Source organism: Chryseobacterium sp. FR048 (genome assembly GCF_056844665.1).
The window spans coordinates 249,915-267,844 of sequence record NZ_JBXDSE010000005.1 but is presented as its reverse complement, the minus strand read 5'-3'; the positions used below and the strand labels follow the sequence as shown (position 1 = coordinate 267,844).

Annotated in this window: 13 protein-coding genes; 3 read left to right on the top strand and 10 right to left on the bottom strand. The window is 38.8% G+C overall.

The features are described from left to right. Positions 1-91: 91 nt before the first annotated feature. From AC106K_RS15950 to AC106K_RS15905, 10 genes are all read right to left on the bottom strand, one after another. Positions 92-2,347 carry a T9SS type B sorting domain-containing protein gene (locus tag AC106K_RS15950; protein WP_482446466.1) on the bottom strand — a complete coding sequence of 752 codons (2,256 nt, stop codon included), beginning with the start codon at positions 2,345-2,347 and terminating at the stop codon, positions 92-94. Between the two features lie 164 nt (positions 2,348-2,511). Beyond that, positions 2,512-2,988 (bottom strand): ribonuclease HI, encoded by a 477-nt coding sequence (rnhA, locus tag AC106K_RS15945; RefSeq protein ID WP_482446465.1) that lies wholly within the window; start codon positions 2,986-2,988, stop codon positions 2,512-2,514. A 77-nt stretch (positions 2,989-3,065) separates the two neighbouring features. Further along, positions 3,066-4,649, bottom strand: a complete 1,584-nt coding sequence (dnaB, locus tag AC106K_RS15940; RefSeq protein WP_482446464.1) for a replicative DNA helicase — start codon at positions 4,647-4,649, stop codon at positions 3,066-3,068. Between the two features lie 262 nt (positions 4,650-4,911). Continuing rightward, entirely contained in the window at positions 4,912-6,987 is a 2,076-nt protein-coding gene (locus AC106K_RS15935; RefSeq protein WP_482446463.1) for a T9SS type B sorting domain-containing protein, read from the bottom strand. A 134-nt stretch (positions 6,988-7,121) separates the two neighbouring features. Further along, entirely contained in the window at positions 7,122-7,724 is a 603-nt protein-coding gene (locus tag AC106K_RS15930; RefSeq protein ID WP_482446462.1) for a hypothetical protein, read from the bottom strand. 300 nt (positions 7,725-8,024) lie between these two features. Continuing rightward, positions 8,025-9,260, bottom strand: a complete 1,236-nt coding sequence (locus AC106K_RS15925) for an MFS transporter (RefSeq protein ID WP_482446461.1) — start codon at positions 9,258-9,260, stop codon at positions 8,025-8,027. A gap of 92 nt (positions 9,261-9,352) precedes the next feature. Continuing rightward, positions 9,353-9,715: a hypothetical protein gene (locus AC106K_RS15920; protein WP_482446460.1), complete on the bottom strand. Its 363-nt coding sequence runs from the start codon at positions 9,713-9,715 to the stop codon at positions 9,353-9,355. 69 nt (positions 9,716-9,784) lie between these two features. After that, positions 9,785-11,284, bottom strand: coding sequence for a GH3 auxin-responsive promoter family protein (locus AC106K_RS15915; RefSeq protein WP_482446459.1), 1,500 nt, complete (start codon positions 11,282-11,284; stop codon positions 9,785-9,787). Between the two features lie 134 nt (positions 11,285-11,418). Beyond that, complete coding sequence (locus tag AC106K_RS15910) at positions 11,419-11,721, bottom strand: hypothetical protein (RefSeq protein WP_047097488.1); 303 nt, start codon at positions 11,719-11,721, stop codon at positions 11,419-11,421. A 180-nt stretch (positions 11,722-11,901) separates the two neighbouring features. Continuing rightward, a complete protein-coding gene (locus AC106K_RS15905) occupies positions 11,902-12,294 on the bottom strand; it encodes a hypothetical protein (RefSeq protein WP_482446458.1) in 393 nt (130 codons plus the stop codon). 250 nt (positions 12,295-12,544) lie between these two features. On the opposite strand from AC106K_RS15905, the gene mfd reads away from it, so the two are divergent. The 3 genes from mfd to AC106K_RS15890 all read left to right on the top strand — a co-directional run bounded on the left by mfd (position 12,545) and on the right by AC106K_RS15890 (position 17,922). Further along, positions 12,545-15,913, top strand: coding sequence for a transcription-repair coupling factor (gene mfd, locus AC106K_RS15900; RefSeq protein ID WP_482446457.1), 3,369 nt, complete (start codon positions 12,545-12,547; stop codon positions 15,911-15,913). Between the two features lie 372 nt (positions 15,914-16,285). Next, complete coding sequence (locus tag AC106K_RS15895) at positions 16,286-17,104, top strand: hypothetical protein (protein WP_482446456.1); 819 nt, start codon at positions 16,286-16,288, stop codon at positions 17,102-17,104. After that, positions 17,104-17,922, top strand: coding sequence for a hypothetical protein (locus tag AC106K_RS15890; protein ID WP_482446455.1), 819 nt, complete (start codon positions 17,104-17,106; stop codon positions 17,920-17,922). The genes AC106K_RS15895 and AC106K_RS15890 overlap by 1 nt, the downstream gene beginning before the upstream one ends. The last annotated feature ends 8 nt before the right edge of the window (positions 17,923-17,930 follow it).

The following is a 17,930-nucleotide window of genomic DNA, read 5'->3' as shown; positions in this document are numbered from 1 at the left end:
AAGTAGCAGTTGTTTCTATTCCATCGAAAGTATATTTGTTTTTAACCATCAAAACTACCCCATGCGAAGAGGTAGTTTTGAGGTAAGGTGTTTATTCTCTGTTTTTTACAAGTACCCAGCCTGAATATTTGGTTTCGGTATTGTTTTTATTGTCTTCGTTCCATGAGATGGTGTACCAATACGTTCCTGTATGTACTTTTTTGCCAGAGGAGGTTCCGTCCCAAATGAAGTTTCTCATTCTGTTCGCTTCGTAAAGCTTGTTTCCATATCTGTCATACACAATGAATATCAGATTTTTCTTATATGCTAAAGCAGAATAATCGATAACGTCATTCACATTGTCTCCATTAGGGGTGATCGCGTTGATCAGGTTTGGAACAGTGATCTGAACTTCAACAGGAGGGCAGTTATAGAAATCTTTTACAAAAACTCTCACTTCTCCTCTTGCAAGGCCTGTGAAAATATTGGAAGTCTGCCAGTTGTGACCATCCAGAGAATACTGATATGGAGATGTTCCTCCAGATATATTTACCGTAATGGTATTGTTGTCAATATCAATGCTTGAAATAACCGGATTAGGAGATGCTTTTACCTGTACGGTCTGAGTGGTAATACAATTTCCTGTTTTAAGCTTTACCCAATATAAGCCAACTCCCACATCTTTAATAGAGGGTGTAGTCGCTCCGGTGCTCCATTCATAGCCATCAAAGCCAGGTCCTGCATCCAGGTCTGTCTTGTCTCCTATGCATATCGTTTTATCTTTCAGAATAGAAGATGGAGTAGGTGGAAGAACGATGAGGTTGATTTTGGCAATGGCAAAACATCCGTTAGCGTCCGTTACTTTTGCATATACAACAGTGTTTGTTGAAGGGTATTGCAGGAAGTTGACAATTTCATTGGTTCCGTCTAATGCATTGTTAATGGTTGTATAATATTTTTTGGTGGCTCCTGTAAGAGAAGTGACATCAGCAGTAGTCAAATTAAATATTGCGCTGGTAACATTGTTTTCAATGAAACAAGATCTGAGAGTGGCTTCCTTAACGGGGGTGTCCGGATAAAAAGCCAGAGTGATTTTGGCGTTGCCGGTACATCCCTGCGGAGTGGTTACTTTTACATAAACGACCCCAGGCGCAGACAGGTAGGTGTTTGGATTCAGAATTTCGTTGGTGCCTGCATTCAGATCAGTAAGTGTTTTGTAGTATTTTTTTTCAACTCCCGGAACGGTGGTTACGTTGGCGGCATTCAGATTGAATATTGCCGTTCCTATTTTATTATTGTTGCATTCTGTCAGAGTTTTGTCTTGTGCTACAAAAGGCGCCAGTACAAGCTGGATCTTAGCATCAGGATTATCACACAGAACCCCTGCGTTGTCCTTAACGACTACCGTAACCGTTGTGTTGGCATTAAATTGATAATTTGTAGGATTGGCAATAGGGGTGGAGCTTCCAAAAGGGTAATACGTAAAAGTATAGCCGGATGTATTGCTTACAAACTGAGAATTAAATGTCGTCAGATTTACACTTCCATATCCGGTAGATGGATTAGGGCAAAAAGATTGAGTTGCCGAATCTTTTAAAATAGGAACCTTATCCGTATAAATTTTTACATTTTTAATGGAGTGTCTTGATCTCGCTCCGCCTGTAGATGCGGAAAATCCGAAATATCCTACCGTCATTGCAGCAGCAGTTCCTGAAGGGGCAAAAGACTGGTTACAGATGAGATTTCCGTCAATAGTAATTTTTACAATCCAGTTGGTGGGCGCTGCAGGATCAACCTGAGCGGTAACTTCTACATGTTTATAGGTGGTCCCCTGAAAAGGCTGTGTGGTATTAAGATCAGGAGAATGGAATGAGCTGTTGGGAACATTGAAAAACTCAACATTGTTGGTGTCTGTTGTGTTCTGGACCTGTCCGTAAGCCACATGCACTTTGCTCATGGTGGCGGCAGTCGTATTATTATAGGTATCGAACCCTACAATAAAACCAACCGCATTTTGAGAAACTCCCAGCCCGGAACCGAGTACACTCGCAACCGGTGGATTGGCCAGATACCAGAAGGCAATACCATCACCATTGGAAGTTTGGTTGGAATCCATTCTGAAATCAAATTCCACTCTCCATTTGTCGCAATATTTTAAATTGATGGGGTCATTCAGTCTGATGGAACCCGATTGGTTGTTGGTATCCGGGGTGAGCTGAATGAAATCCGTATTTACTTGTGTGGGCGACACCATTGTCCATCCGGTGGTGTTTACCGGGTTTCCGGCAAGCTGATAAGTCTGGGCAAGGGACTTCCCTGCGATACACAATAAAAGAACGGAAAAATAAAACAGTAATTTTTTATTCATTTAACTGGGACTTAGATTAATAAGTAAAGATATTAAATCCCAATCAATAAATATGTATTTAATGTTAATTTTGTTAAAAATTTCAATTATTATTCAGAATATATTATTTCTTATGATAGAATAATGAATCTTGTGCTTGAAATTATATATTAGTGTTAATGGGTTTAGAAAAGAGAATTGTTTTCAATTCCTTCAAAATAAGTATCGATTTCAAGGTCTGAAGATGCGGCGGCAGCTACGGCAAGTTTGTCACAGAGCTCATTTTCGAAATGTCCTGCATGCCCTTTTATCCAGTGCATTTTAGGAGTATGTTTATTGTATAGTTCAACAAATTTTTTCCAAAGATCCGGATTTTTTACATTTTTCCACCCTCTTTTGATCCATCCGGCGATCCACTTTTGATTAATCGCGTCAGATACATATTTGCTGTCTGTATAGACATGGATGTCGTTGTCTGTAGACTTCAGTTTTTCCAATGCTGTAATGACAGCCAGAAGTTCCATCCTGTTGTTGGTGGTTTTTCGAAAGCCTTTGGAAAATGTTTTCTGATAGTTTTTTTCAGGAACACGCATGAGAATTCCATATCCGCCTTTTCCGGGATTTCCGCTGCAAGCTCCGTCTGTATAAATGTCGATCCTCAAATCTGTTTGGGTAAAAGGGTGTTATTTATTTTAAATGAAAAGAAGTCTGAGTTTAAAAAAAATTCTGCGCTCACAATTTAAAATGGAAAATCATCATCGTCGTCAAAATCATTCATCGATGAACCTGAAAGTTTTGAACTGTCCGGAAGGTCAAATGCCGCGCCTGGCTGGATGGTCGTTTTGATCTTGTCGAATCCGCTCTGTTCACCAAAGTTGTATCCACCTCCTCCTGAACCTCCATCCAATGCAGCTTCAATATCCCCGAATTTTGCAAAGTGTTTCAAGAAAGATAATCTTACGTCTGCTGTAGCACCATTCCTGTGCTTGGCAATGATCAGCTCGGCCTGGTTTTCTGTAGAAGTTTCCTGCCCTTCTTCGTCATTATCCCAAACGGTGATTTTATAATATTCCGGTCTGAAGATGAAAGATACAATATCCGCATCCTGCTCAATCGCTCCGGATTCCCTAAGGTCAGAAAGCTGAGGCCTTTTTCCCGGACGGGTTTCCACACTTCGGGAAAGCTGGGAAAGAGCAATTACCGGAACATTAAGTTCTTTAGCAATAGCTTTTAATGAACGAGAAATCATAGAGATCTCCTGTTCACGGTTTCCAACCCCTTTTCCGCCTCCACCTGCTGTCATCAGCTGAAGGTAGTCGACCATGATAAGTCTTACCCCATGTTGCATTACCAGTCTTCGGCATTTGGCCCGGAAGTCGAATATCGAAAGGGAAGGAGTTTCGTCAATATATAAAGGAGCGTTTTCTAATTCCGATACATTGGAGAATAGTCTTTGCCATTCTTCGTCGTCTAGTGTTCCTTTTCTTAGTTTTTCGGACGAAATTCTGGTTTCAGAAGCAATCATCCTGGTGATAAGCTGTACGGAGGCCATCTCGAGAGAGAATAGTGCCATAGGGATTTTGTGGCCCACAGCAATATTTCTTGCCATGGAAAGAAGGAATGCTGTTTTACCCATCGCCGGACGGGCTGCAATAATGATGAGGTCGGAATTCTGCCAGCCCCCTGTTTCCTTATCCACATCTCTGAATCCAGAAGGTACCCCGGAAAGTCCCTGCTTATCTTTTAGAGATTTAATCGTATCAATAGCTTGTTTTACCAATGAGTTGGCGGTATCGAATCCCTTCTTAATCGTTCCGTTGGTGATTTCGAAGAAGGATTGCTCTGCCTTATCCAATAGTTCAAATACATCTGTCGATTCCTTATATGAAGAATCGATTACATTGGCAGAAACATTGATCAGGCTTCTTAAAATATATTTTTCAAGAATGACACGTACATGATATTCAATATGGGCAGATGAACTTACCCCCATGGTAAGGTCAATGATATAATGATCACCACCAGCCTGACTCAGTTTGTCTTCTTTTTTCAGCTCCTGGATGATTGTCATAAGATCCACAGGATGGTTACCTTCATAAAGCTTTAAGATGGTAGAAAAGATGATCTGGTGTCTGGGATCATAAAATACTTCCGAAGTAAGGAGGTCAATAGAGTGGTCCAGACCTTTTTTATCAATTAAAAAAGTTCCGATAACAAGCCTTTCGAAATCCACTGCATTGGGAGGCATTTTTCCATCCGCAATAGACAATTCTTTTGCAAAGTTTCCGTGTGTCAGGGATGATAATGTTTCTTTCTGCGCCATGGTGCAAAGATAGTTTATTTAAAAAATATTTAAAAAATAGTATTCAACAAATTATTAGTAGTCTTTCAGAAAGTCCTGTAAACAGGAGGTTGAGATTGTTGATAAAAAAACACCCCTTATTGAGGTGGTTTTTAAAATGATACGAAAAAGAGTCTTATGTCTGATTATTCGTGGAGAAGGTAAGGTTGAAATGTTATCAATAAATAGTATGTTTCTAAAAAGAAAAAAGCCGCTATTCAGCGGCTTTCAGTATGATGAGAGGTTATTCTCTGTTTTTTACAACGATCCAACCTGAGAATTTGAATGGAGTATTCTTTTTATCATTCTCATTCCATGTTACGGTATACCAGTAAGTACCTGTTGGTATGTTTTTACCGGCTATTTTTCCGTCCCATTTATAACCGTTGGTCTTGTCTCCCTGGTGGATTTTTGTTCCGTATCGGTCAAAGATAGTCAATACAAGATTCTGCTTATCTGCGATTGCGGAATAATCAACCACATCATTCACGCCATCACCATTTGGAGTGATCAGGTTGATTAGGTTAGGAACCACTACGGTCACTGCAATAGGTTCGCAGTCGTAAGCATCTTTTACATATACTTTATAAGTACCTCTGGCGATATTATTGAATACGTTAGAAGGTTGCCATATAATTTTATCTAAAGAGTATTGGTAATCAGGAGTTCCTCCTATAACATTTACGGTAAGTGTAGTGTTGGTAACGTCAATGTTGGTTACAACAGGTTGCTCAGAAGGATATACTGTTACTTTTTGAGTGGCAACACATTCTCCTGTTTTTAGTTTTACCCAGTACGTTCCTACTCCTACATTCTGAATAGATTGTGTTGTAGCTCCAGTGCTCCATTCGTAGCTCTTGAATCCTGGTCCTGCATCCAGAGTAGTCGTGTCTTCTATACAAATAATCTTGTCTACAAGGACGCTTGATGTTACCGGAGCAATTACAGTTAGATTTATTTTTACAATAACATAACATCCTCTGTTATCAGTTACCCTTACATATACTACACCGGTTGGAGCGATATATGTTTTTGGAGCTAAAATTTCATTGGTGCCATCTTTGGCGTCCGTTAATGAAGGGAAATATCTTTTAGTCGTTGTTGCTGTTGGTAAAGTAACACCGGCATTCGTAAGATTGAATAATCCTGTAGATGGATTGGATTCTATAAAGCACGCTCTTATGTCAGCGTCTGTTGCAATTACCTGTCCATAGAACTTTAGGGTAATTTCAGCAATGTCAGAACATCCGAAAGGAGAAGTTACTTTCGCATAAATTTTTCCTTCAGCAGAAACAAACTGATAGATATTCGTGATTTCATTGATCCCGTTATTCAGATCATAAAGCGTGTAATAAAACTTCTTGGTAGCCGTAGGATCTGCAATAATATCAGCTGTGCTGAGATCATAGGTTGCTGTTCCGGCATTGTTGTTATTACACATGGTCAATGTAACGTTCGTGGCCTTAATTTTCCCGTCTTTAAATTTAAACTTACCAGTCTGTTTACACTTGTTGATAGGGTTATTAGGATTGGTAGGGTCAGTATAGCTTATACTGTAATAATAAATACCTGTTGTTGTTACTGTTTGAGGAAGAGTAATAGGGTTATTTGATGTTAAGGCATCATTCTGACTGGTATGATAAGTAACGTTAAAGTTAGGATTACCATTGATTATCCCTGCTGATAATGATGAAAAGTCAAAAGTAGCAGGATTTGAACAGATGATTACCTCTCTTGGGTCCTGTGGATTAGCCGCCGGTTGTCCTGGTGGGTTGAAAGGGTGTGGCTGTACGTTAGGATCAGAGAATGGTGAAGATAGGGAAGAAGTTCCGCCCCATGCCAGTCTGAATCCGTTGGCAGATTCACTCCAGTTGTTTACGCAAAGGTAATACGTTTCACCTGGTAATACATCAATATATTTTGCCCATTTGTCTCCGGTAGCCGGGTCGCAAAGAACGGTAGTGGTCATGTTGAGACCAGTATTTCCTTTTTTGGATGAAAAGGATCCTCGAAGCGGTGTTCCTCTGTTGGCACAGGTTTTATTAGGACCATATACTGAGAAGTCATAGTCATCTTTTACCTGGTCATTTGGGATGATCTCAAAAGTAAGAGTTCCTGCGGTTGCAATGGTGAAAGTGTACCATACTGAATATTTTTCGTCAGATAGACATCCGCCCATATTTTCCAGGGTGTTACCGTAGCCGTTCGGAGTATATGAAATGTCTGAGTTACCACAAACAGCCATAGCCGTTGCGCAGTCAGACTGGGCATAGAAAATATGCGAAAATATAAGTAGAAAAACAAGTAGTGTTTTTTTCATAGGAGGAGATTTAAAAAACATATGTTAAAACGATGATGTCTGAAAGAATACTGATCATGTTTTATGATTTCCGGAAGTATAATGGATATGCTATTGGAACACATTATACAAAATCCTTGTGTATTCTTTCGTTTTTATTGATTAACTAATTGCTTTCCCCAGCTTGGAGAACCGGATGAAAGGTCAGTAGCATTAAATTCATTTACGGCTTTCGAGTGAAACTCTACGGCTTCAGCTTTCTTACTGGAAAGGGCTGCTATTTCAGCTTTCAAAAAGGTAAGTCTTGGATTGTTCTTAGGCTGAGAAGCTGCTTTTGTTGCATACTCATTGGCTGTTTTCAAATCCTTCTGATAATCCGTAGAAGTTACCGTTCTGATTCTTTGGGCATAAATAAGTCCTAGAAGAGTGTTGATTTCTCCATTGTTTTTGTCAGAAGCAAGTGCCTGGGTAGCCAGTTTTTTGGCAAGGTTATTAGACTCGGCCATGGGGCGGTCTGTCGTGTACTGTAATAAGTACTGAGTCTTAAGGTACATCGCTACTGCTGCATAATAATCAGCCTTCCACTTTTCTGAAGTTTTAGCTTCCGAAAATACCTTGTAAAGAGTATCGTAGTCACCGTCTGTTTTAGCATTGTTGAACTGCTGTACAGACTGCTGTAAAGCCTGATCTGAAAAAGTCTGGGCACTTGCCCAAAAACCGGTCACGAAAAAGCTTAAAATAAATAAAAGTTTATTCATAAAGGGGATATTTTGTAGCAAATATATGAAATTATTAACGTTAAATTGAATGTTTTAGTATCTATTTAATGAAAGCATGGAATTGTTTTTTAATATGGTATTTTTTTATTTAACTCTAATTATATGGGATTGTAAATATATAAGTGGTTTGAGTGAATATTTGAAATAAAATTCAGGAAAAAAAAATTGATAAGCAGGTATAAAATTAAAATCAGAATAGAAAACATTCTATTCTGATTTTAAGTATTTCGAATTCTTGTTTTGTTAGGTACTGTTTGAAAGTATTTGGTATATAATGGCTTAGTATTGCATTTTTCTTAATTTAGGATTGGTACTTCCTACAAGAAGTGCAACCAGGACAGTCATGCATCCCCCAAAGACGACAGAAGGTACTACTCCCATGAGTCTCGCCATTCCGCCGCTTTCAAATTGTCCCATTTCGTTGCTGGACATGATGAAGATCGAGTTGACACTAAGAACACGGCCTCTTATATGATCCGGAGTTTTCAGCTGTACAATTGTTCCTCTGATCACGACCGAAATTCCGTCAAGCATTCCGCTCATGACAAGGAAAATAAAAGAGAGCCAGTATAATTTGGAAAGCCCGAATCCAATGATGCAGAGTCCGAATCCGGTCACTACGACAAGAAGTATTTTTCCCTGATTTTTTCTAAGCGGAACAATAGAAAGAATGGTGATGATGAACATGGCTCCTATGTCTGAAGCAGCATTCAGAAGTCCGAATCCTTCGGCTCCCGAGTTGAGAATATCCGTAGCAAATACTGGGATCATCGCAACAGCCCCTCCGAAAAGTACGGCAAACATATCAAGACATAGCGCTCCTAAAATCTCTTTGGTTTTAAAAATATAAGAAATCCCTTCACGCATACTTTCCACAACATTTACCATTTCCTTTTTATGCTCGGAATGTTGTTTCTTAAGCTGCCAGAAAAACAAAGAAGCGAGAAATATTAAGGATAAGATGACTACCAATGTCCATTTTACCCCAACATATCCGATAAGAAGACCACCTATGGCATGGCCACATACTGAAGAGATCAGGAACGTTGCCTGGTTTAGGGTAATGGCATTCGGAAGGTTTTCTTTTTTTACAATCTTAGGGATCATTGATGGTACAATAGGCCCGATAAAAGCTCTTGCAATCCCTGTTAAAAATATAACTCCATAAATGAAATAAGTAATCTGGTATCCTGTAAAATGCATTTCTACATTCAGGAAGGCGGGAATCAGAAGAAGCCCGATCAGGAAAATATAGGCGTAATTACAAATAAGCAGTAATCTCTTTTTTTCGTTCATATCAATGACATGTCCGGCATACAATGCGCAGCTTACAGCAGGAATTACCTCCGAAAATCCGATAAGCCCTATCGAAAAAGGATCTTTTGTCAATTGATACACCCACCATCCTAATAACGTGGCCAGCATTCTGAAAGCTAAAACAATAAAAAATCTCCCGGTAAGAAGATTTCTGAACTCAACATTTTGTAATGTTTGTAACGGGGTCAAGGAAATCATGAACAAAAATAGCCCTAAAAATTTATTTAGGGCTATTCATATGTTGATTTTTAAAAGATATATTAAATATACCTTAAAAGATAAAATCTATTTTAGTCAGCTCTTGATGAACTGATCACGATGGCAGCAACACCCGCAGCTCCAATGATCGTGGCTCCGGTTGCAATTCTTGCTTTTCTGCTGTCTTTTACAGCGGCTACATTAGATTTAGGAATGATTACTTCTGTACTGTCTTTCTTGCCTGCTGTTCCTACCAGGTTGTCTCCAACAATGTTTCTGAAGAAGATTTTCTGTTTTGGTGATCCGTCTCTCATGGTAACCTTATACATTTTTCCGGCTTCCAGATTAGAATAGTTGTTTTTTGAAACATCCTCACTGTATTTTGTAGTGGCACAAGAGGTAATAACAAATAAAGACGTTAATAGTGATGATTTCAACAGTACAGGTGCTTTCATTATTTTCTTTTAGTTTTTCAAATTTATAATTTTTTTCGAATATACGTTTTTGGAATTGAAAAAATGTGATTAAAGTTTGTAAACTTCTAACAAATCTGCAATTTTTCTGTCATTGGCCAATCTTGGGATCTTATTTTGTCCCCCCAATTTCCCTTGAGACCTGGCATATTCCTGAAACGCATTTTTCGCTAGTTTTATTATATGCAGCTTCTGGAGAATATTTCCGGAGATCAGATCATCATAATAGGTGTTTCTGGCTCTGAGCTGCTGGTCCAGCTCATTTCGGAATAATTCAGAATCTGCAGGTTCCTTTTCAAATTCGATCAGCCATTCGTGATAAGGGAGTCCTTCTTCCGGATTCACCTGTGGCGCAAGATGGAATTCCGTAATCTGTGCAGGATACTTTTCAAGCGTTGCCTTCATAGCCTCTTCCACTTCAAAAGCGATCACATGCTCGCCAAAAGCCGAAGTGAAATGCTTGGTTCTGCCGCTTACCAAAACCCTGTACGGATCTTTGCTGATAAACCTGACAACATCCCCGATGGAATAAGCCCATAACCCTGAATTGGTGGTAAGGATCAGTGCATAATCTTTATTGAGTTCAATTTCCTTTAAAGTTAACCTTCTTGCTCCGGGTTTCCCATACTCTTCCAATGGAATGAATTCGTAAAAAATTCCATGATTGGTCAATAATAAGAGACCTTCTTTGGTGTAATCATCCTGAAAAGCGAAAAAGCCTTCAGAAGCAGGAAAGGTCTGGATAATGTCTACGCTGCCGCCAAGAAGATCTTCCATTTTGTCACGATACGGCTCGTAATTGACGCCTCCGGTAACAATAAGCTGCAGGTTCGGAAACAATTGTTTGATTTTTTTACCATGCTTTTCTGTAAGTTTTTCAAAATACATGATCAGCCATGGCGGGATCCCTGAGATCAGGGTCATATTTTCCCGTTCAGTTTCTTCGATGACTTTGTCTACTTTGGCCTCCCAGTCTTCCATGATGTTGGTTTCCCAGCTTGGTAAACGGTTTTTTTGAAGATAATTGGGGATATGATGGGCTACAATGCCGGATAATCTTCCTGTTTTTATTCCGAAAACTTCTTCCAGTTCAGGGCTCCCCTGCAGAAAAATCATTTTTCCGTTCACGAAATCTGCATTGTTCTTTTTGCTGATGTAGTGAAACAGGGCACTTTGAGCACCGGCAATCTGAAAAGGCATTCCTTCCTTAGAAATCGGGATGTATTTCGATCCGGAAGTGGTTCCGGAAGTTTTGGCAAAATACTCAGGAGTTTCTGTCCAGAGAATATTGGCCTGCCCTTTCTTTACCCTTTCGATATAAGGTTTCAGATCTTCATAGTCTGATACAGCAACTTTGTCCTGAAAATCCTTTACAGACCGGATGTTTTCAAAATCGTGTTCCCGGCCGAAAAGGGTCTTTTGAGCCGTATTGACAAGAGAAAGTAATAATTTCTCCTGATCTTTTTCCGCATTTTTTTTGAATTCCTCTGCTTTCTGAACATGTTTCTTAGCCCAGATAAGTGCTGCATTTTTCTTGAAGAAGTTTAACATGGCTCAAATTTATAAATAAGTAAAGAAACTGGAACCATTTTTAGAAAACCTGACATAAAAAAACCGATGAAACAAGTTTCACCGGCTTTTCGAAATTTGATTATGAAAATAACAACTATATGTTAATGTTGTGCTTATTTGTTCTCCTTGTATCTTTTATCCGGAGTTCCGTCTTTTTTCAGATGTTTGTTGTCTTTATATCTTTTGTCCGGAGTGCCATCTTTTTTCATTTTGGCTGCGGGTTGAGCTGGTTTTACCTCTGCCGGCTTGGCTGTTTTTGCTGGTGCAGGTTTAGCCGCCTTTACCTCCATAGGTTTAGTAGCTTTTGTTGCAGTTTTTACAGGTGCATGATTTGCGCTTGTAGCGGGAGCAGTCTGCTGGGCAGTTGCAAGTCCTAATCCTAAGATCAATGACATTGCAGATAATAATTTTTTCATAGGGATTACTGTTTGTTTTTGTTGAATAAAGATATACAAAAAGCAGGCTAGAAAAATGACATTTTTAAACTTAACTAAAGTTTATTACAGCTTAAAAAAAACTTAAAGGCCTGTGCTGTATATAAAAAAGCCTGCTTCCGAAAATGAAAACAGGCTTACTTATTATATGAATTAGAATGTTTACCGTGTACAGTTGGCAGTCCACGTTTTACCGTCTTTTATAAATAGGATTTTCAGTTCATTATTATCAATTCTGATATAAGAAGTCCCTGAAGAACCGATCATGACAAGACTGTGGTCTCCTTTCTGTTCAAACTCAATCCCGTTAAGGTCCGGAATGCTGTTGGAGAATGCGAAATTATATTTGGTACCACTGGCAATCTTTGTTACAAATACACTTCCGTTATCAGTACTGATGTTGGTAGAGCCGCCGTCATTATAGGAAATTTTTCCTTTATACGTTCCTGCAAAAAAATCGTTGTTTACAGGATCATCATCTCTGCTGCACGACGAAAAAGAAAATGCTGTAATCAACAGCATTAAAACGCTTAAAATTTTAATTGCTTTTTTCATAATATTATTTCTTAATGTTTGGTAGAGTAGAAAACCCAAACACTATGCCATGTGGGAATAATAGAATTTTTTTAACGGGTTCTTAAATAAATTTGTAAAAAATTAAGATTTTAAATGCTAAGTTGTTCATTTTAAATTTCTAACTCCTTCAGTTTTTTATCTGAAGAAAAAATATCCGTACCTTTGTATAACATAAAACGGTTTCGGAAAACTCCCGAAATCGCTTTTGTCGTTTATACCATTACTATTTATGCAGTTAAAATCCATCAACGAAAAGTTTCTTCCTGACCTTCTGCAAAAAGAATTTGGGAAAGAAATTTTTACCCGTTTAGAAGACAGTCAGCACATTGCCGTAAAAGGAAGTGCCGGATCTTCGGTTTCCATTTTTGTTGCTGAACTCTTTTTGGTTCAGAAGAAGAATATCCTTTATCTGGTAGATGATAAAGAAGATGCGCTGTATGCGAATACAGAAATGGAAGATCTGCTGGGGAAAGATAAAGTATTGTATTTCCCGGCTACGCATCTGGAACCGTATCAGGTAGAAAAAACACAGAATGCCAATCTGGTTTTAAGAACTGAGGTACTGAATAAGATCAATTCCGGGAGATCTCCGAAGGTGATTGTGGCCTATGCCGGAGCTTTGTCAGAAAAAGTACTGAAGAAAGAAGACTTTAAAGCGATTTCACATCATATAAAAGTAGGTGATCAGCTGGATTTTGATTTTGTAGATGAGCTGCTCAATCATTACCACTTCCAGCAGGCAGATTTCGTTTCGGAACCGGGTGAATTTTCTGTTCGGGGAGGAATTGTAGATGTGTTTTCATATTCTTACGAAAAGCCTTACAGAATCACATTTTTCGGGAATGAGGTAGAAAGCATTAAGACTTTTGATATAGAAACACAGCTTTCGGTAGAGAAGGTAAAAGAATTTCAGCTCGTTTCCAATATGAATTTTTCCGTGACGGGAAGCAGGGTTTCTCTGTTGCAGCTGTTGCCTAAAGAAAGTTATGTGATTTCCAGAAACGGAATGGTGGGAATGCAGAAGATCAGAACGTTCTACGAGAAATCTCTGGAGAAGTACGATACATTAAATAAAGATATTGCCCACAGAACGCCACAGGAGCTTTTCATTTCCGATCAGGAATTTCTGTTCGATTATAAAAAATTCAAAACGGTTGACTTTGCAGGAGTTTTGATTGAGGGATTGAAAGAAATTACCGAAATTAAAATGGAGCAGTTACCACAGCCTTCATTTCATAAGAACTTTGAGCTGCTGATTGAGGATATTGAAGAAAAACAAAATGCAGGATATGATACCTGGATCTCTTTCTCAACAGAAAAGCAAAAAGAAAGACTGGAATCTATTTTTGAAGAACTGGAACATGAGCTTCCTTTTAAAAGCTTTAAATCTGAACTTCATGAAGGCTTTGTAGACAATGGACACAAGCTGCTGGTCTATACGGATCACCAGATTTTTGACCGTTACCAGAGGTATAAAGCAAAAAATACTTTTGCCAAATCTGAACAACTGACCCTGAAGGACCTGATGTCTCTGAAAATTGGAGACTATATTGCCCATATTGATCATGGAATCGGAAAGTTTATGGGATTGGTGAAGGTGAATAATGATGGAAAGATTCAGGAATGCTTTAAGCTGACGTATAAAAACGGAGATCTGCTGTATGTGAGTATTCATTCACTTCATAAGATCTCAAAATATAACGGTCCGGATGGAAGAGAGATTGTTCTGAGCAAACTTGGATCTCCAACCTGGAAGTCATTGAAGCAGAAAACCAAAGCTAAAGTAAAACAGATTGCTTTTGACCTTATTAAATTATATGCTCAGCGGAAAACAGCAAAAGGCTTTGCCTATACTCCGGATTCTTATCTGCAGAATGAGCTGGAGGCGAGCTTTATCTATGAAGACACTCCGGATCAGGAAAAAGCAACGCTAGATGTAAAAAAGGATATGGAAGCCGATACAGTGATGGATAGGCTGGTTTGCGGAGATGTAGGATTTGGAAAAACAGAAGTGGCTATCCGTGCTGCATTTAAAGCGGCAACAGATGGGAAACAGGTGGCTGTACTGGTGCCAACGACTATTCTTGCTTTCCAGCATTACAGAAGTTTTAAAGAGAGGCTTAAAGATTTCCCGGTGAATGTTGGCTATGTCAACCGTTTCAGAACGGCAAAACAAAAATCGGAAACTCTGGAAGATCTTAAGAATGGGAAGGTAGATATTATTATCGGTACCCATCAGCTGGCAAGCAGTTCCGTAAAATTCAAAGATCTGGGATTGCTGATTATTGATGAAGAACACAAGTTCGGGGTTTCGGTGAAAGATAAGCTGAAGACTCTGAAAAGTAATGTTGATACGCTTACTCTGACGGCAACTCCAATTCCTAGAACATTACAGTTCTCGTTAATGGCTGCAAGGGATTTATCCGTTATTAAAACACCACCGCCGAACAGACAGCCGGTAGATACGCAACTGATCGGTTTCAACGAGGAAATCTTGAGGGATGCCGTTTCTTATGAGCTGCAAAGAGACGGGCAGGTGTATTTTATCAATAACAGGATTGAAAACCTTAAAGATATTGCCGGGCTTATCCAGCGTTTGGTGCCGGATGCAAGAGTGATTACAGGGCATGGACAGATGGAAGGAAAACAGCTGGAAAAAAATGTGCTGGATTTCATGGAAGGAAAATATGATGTACTGGTTTCTACTACCATCGTAGAAAGTGGGGTAGATGTTCCCAATGCCAATACCATTTTCATCAATGATGCTCAAAGATTCGGAATGGCTGATCTTCACCAGATGCGGGGAAGAGTAGGGCGTAGCAATAGAAAAGCGTTTTGTTACCTGATTACGCCACCTTATGATATGATGACTTCTGATGCCAGGAAGCGTCTTGAAGCGATTGAACAATTTTCAGATCTTGGGAGTGGGTTCCAGATTGCTATGAAAGACCTGGAAATACGTGGAGCAGGAGATTTGTTGGGAGCTGAGCAAAGCGGGTTTATTAATGAGATGGGATTTGAAACCTATCAGAAGCTGATGCAGGAGGCTCTTGAGGAATTGAAAGATGATGCTGATTTTGAGAGCTTATTTGAAAATGAAGAAGACAGACAGAAACTTTTCAAATCTGTAAAAGATGTTAATATCGATACGGATCTGGAATTGATGCTGCCGGATTTCTATATCTCCAATACCGAAGAAAGGCTGTTATTATACCAAAAGATTGCCGAAATCAATAATGAGGCGGAACTTCATCAGTTTGAACTTGAATTGATTGACCGTTTCGGTGCGCTGCCAAAAGAAGCAGTTAACTTATTGAAAAGTGTATCCTTAAAATGGCTGGCTGCTGACATCGGTTTTGAAAAGATCGTGATGAAGAACGGTGTATTTTTAGGATATTTCCCGGGTAATCCTCAGGATAAATTCTATCAGACCGATAGATTCAGACATATTATTAATTATTTAACCAGAAATCCTGCGGAAGCTCAATTGAAAGAAAAATCAGGAAAAGAAGGGAATCAGCTTATGATGAGAAAAGAGAAAGTGAAGAATGTAGATGAGGTCAATATGCTGTTGAAAGCGATTATTGAACATAATTAAAACATAGCCTTTATAAATCGAATAATTTCCTATAAAACCATTATAAAACATGTAAAAAATTAATTTTTTACATGTTTTTTTTGTGATTATTATCAGGTTTTTTTCTTCAAATATTCCTTATAAAGAGAATTAAGGACCTTTTATAAGAGGTGAAATCACTTTTAGTTGAGTAAAAATATTCTGTAATGTTCGGCCCAGTAAGGGTTTGGGGCCCTATATATTTTTTTTTAGATATAAAAATTAGAGTTATGTAGAAATAATTCTACTTTTATGTGTGATTAATTCTAGGTTGTAATATGTTTATTTCTATGGGTTTATAGATATATAACTGGAATTTTATGGGCTTCAATTTGTACCTTTGTCGTCCTTATTATGAAAAAAATTATATATTCTTGCGTGGCTGGTTTTCTTTCATTCTATGCCAACGCACAAGTGGGAATCGGTACTTCAAAGCCAAAAACGACGCTTGATGTAAACGGTAAGACCACTTTACGAAAAGAGCTTAGAGTAGGCGGAACTTCAACTGATGTGGGTAACGCAGGGTTGAACGGCCAGGTATTGGTTTCTCAGGGGGAAGGTTTACCTCCCGTATGGAAATCATTAACGATTCCTTTTATGGAAGAGGGGCAATATAAATTGATCAATTCATATTTGTCTTCAGATCAGGTAGGTGTCAGTGGATTATCCAATGGTGTTGATGGAGATGGAGTTAATAAAAACAGCGTTGGTGATCTTATTACGGATGCTGCCAAAGGGAAGTGGAAGAAGATTGACGGTCTTATGACTAATTTTACGATCAAGAACGGGAAAAACAGGTTGACTTACCAATTCCAGACAGGAATTGAAATGAAAGCACCTACAGCTACCACTTCAGAGACGGTGAGGTTTACATGTGGGGTTTTCAGAAACGATGTACTGGTTGCCGTACGCCCGGATAGAATTGCTTCTAATAATAATAACTTAAAAGCAGGGATTCAGGATTATATCTTTACTCTTAATTATACTGAGCAAAACGTTCCTGTAGGACCTCAGAAAATTGAAATTGCCTGCCGGAAGATCGATACTTCCAATTTACAGTCACAGTTCGCAATAGGACGGGATGTGCAGTCTTCCAATGGGGCGTCAAACGCTTTTACCCTGGAGTCTACAATGAAAATAGATGTAATCGAATACGTGACTTATAAAAACTAATGATGAAAAAAATTATATCAACACTTTTTCTTACAACAGGGTTGCTACTGTCGGCTCAGGTAGGAATCAATACAAATTCTCCAAAGGCACAGCTAGACGTCAACGGAGATCTGAGTTTCAGAGGGAAGATTGCAGTTCTTGATGCTGCCGGTACAGCTTTTGAAGGGAACAATGATCAACTATTGGTTTCCCGTGGAGAAGGATTTGCTCCTGTCTGGAAATCACTTCGTATTCCAGAATATGAGTCGAATAAATTTTACCTGATTTATAATAATTCATTTTCAGATAATGTAGGTATTACCTTTACTACTGCTGATGAACCTAATTTGGGGCAGGCCTCCAGAGGGGCTACTTTTACGAAAGGGAAAACTTTCAGCAGTCTGCAGAATTTCAAGAAAATAAATAATCTTACACAGAAAATCGAAGTATTCAGTCTTCAAAGTAAAGCTTATTTCCAGTTTGAGACGGTTGTGCATACTGATTTTTCTCAAAACGGCTCTCCTGATACCTCAGTAGACTATGCCTGTGGTATTTTTGTAGATGATCAGCTGATCAACCTTAGACAAAGAAATATAAAGGCAAGTAGTGCTTCCAGTACTTTCTTTACCCATACTCAGATCGGAATTGTAGAAAACCTTTCTAAGGGAGAACATACGGTGAGTGTGGCTTGTACAAGATTAGCCTCTTATGGAGAAACAGGAAGAAAAATAACTATCGGTACCTATGCATCTGATAACCTTAATGGTTTTATCACACAATCCTCTCTTAAAGTAGATGTATTTGAAATTCCAGAGGTATTTAAAACGATTATTAACTAAAGCAGATT

Excerpts from the sequence above, each read along its gene's own strand:
- AC106K_RS15950 (WP_482446466.1), bottom strand. The coding sequence starts at position 2,347 with ATGAATAAAAAATTACTGTTTTATTTTTCCGTTCTTTTATTGTGTATC.
- dnaB (WP_482446464.1), bottom strand. The coding sequence starts at position 4,649 with ATGGCGCAGAAAGAAACATTATCATCCCTGACACACGGAAACTTTGCA.
- AC106K_RS15935 (WP_482446463.1), bottom strand. The coding sequence starts at position 6,987 with ATGAAAAAAACACTACTTGTTTTTCTACTTATATTTTCGCATATTTTC.
- AC106K_RS15930 (WP_482446462.1), bottom strand. The coding sequence starts at position 7,724 with ATGAATAAACTTTTATTTATTTTAAGCTTTTTCGTGACCGGTTTTTGG.
- AC106K_RS15925 (WP_482446461.1), bottom strand. The coding sequence starts at position 9,260 with ATGATTTCCTTGACCCCGTTACAAACATTACAAAATGTTGAGTTCAGA.
- AC106K_RS15920 (WP_482446460.1), bottom strand. The coding sequence starts at position 9,715 with ATGAAAGCACCTGTACTGTTGAAATCATCACTATTAACGTCTTTATTT.
- AC106K_RS15915 (WP_482446459.1), bottom strand. The coding sequence starts at position 11,284 with ATGTTAAACTTCTTCAAGAAAAATGCAGCACTTATCTGGGCTAAGAAA.
- AC106K_RS15910 (WP_047097488.1), bottom strand. The coding sequence starts at position 11,721 with ATGAAAAAATTATTATCTGCAATGTCATTGATCTTAGGATTAGGACTT.
- AC106K_RS15905 (WP_482446458.1), bottom strand. The coding sequence starts at position 12,294 with ATGAAAAAAGCAATTAAAATTTTAAGCGTTTTAATGCTGTTGATTACA.
- mfd (WP_482446457.1), top strand. The coding sequence starts at position 12,545 with ATGCAGTTAAAATCCATCAACGAAAAGTTTCTTCCTGACCTTCTGCAA.
- AC106K_RS15895 (WP_482446456.1), top strand. The coding sequence starts at position 16,286 with ATGAAAAAAATTATATATTCTTGCGTGGCTGGTTTTCTTTCATTCTAT.
- AC106K_RS15890 (WP_482446455.1), top strand. The coding sequence starts at position 17,104 with ATGATGAAAAAAATTATATCAACACTTTTTCTTACAACAGGGTTGCTA.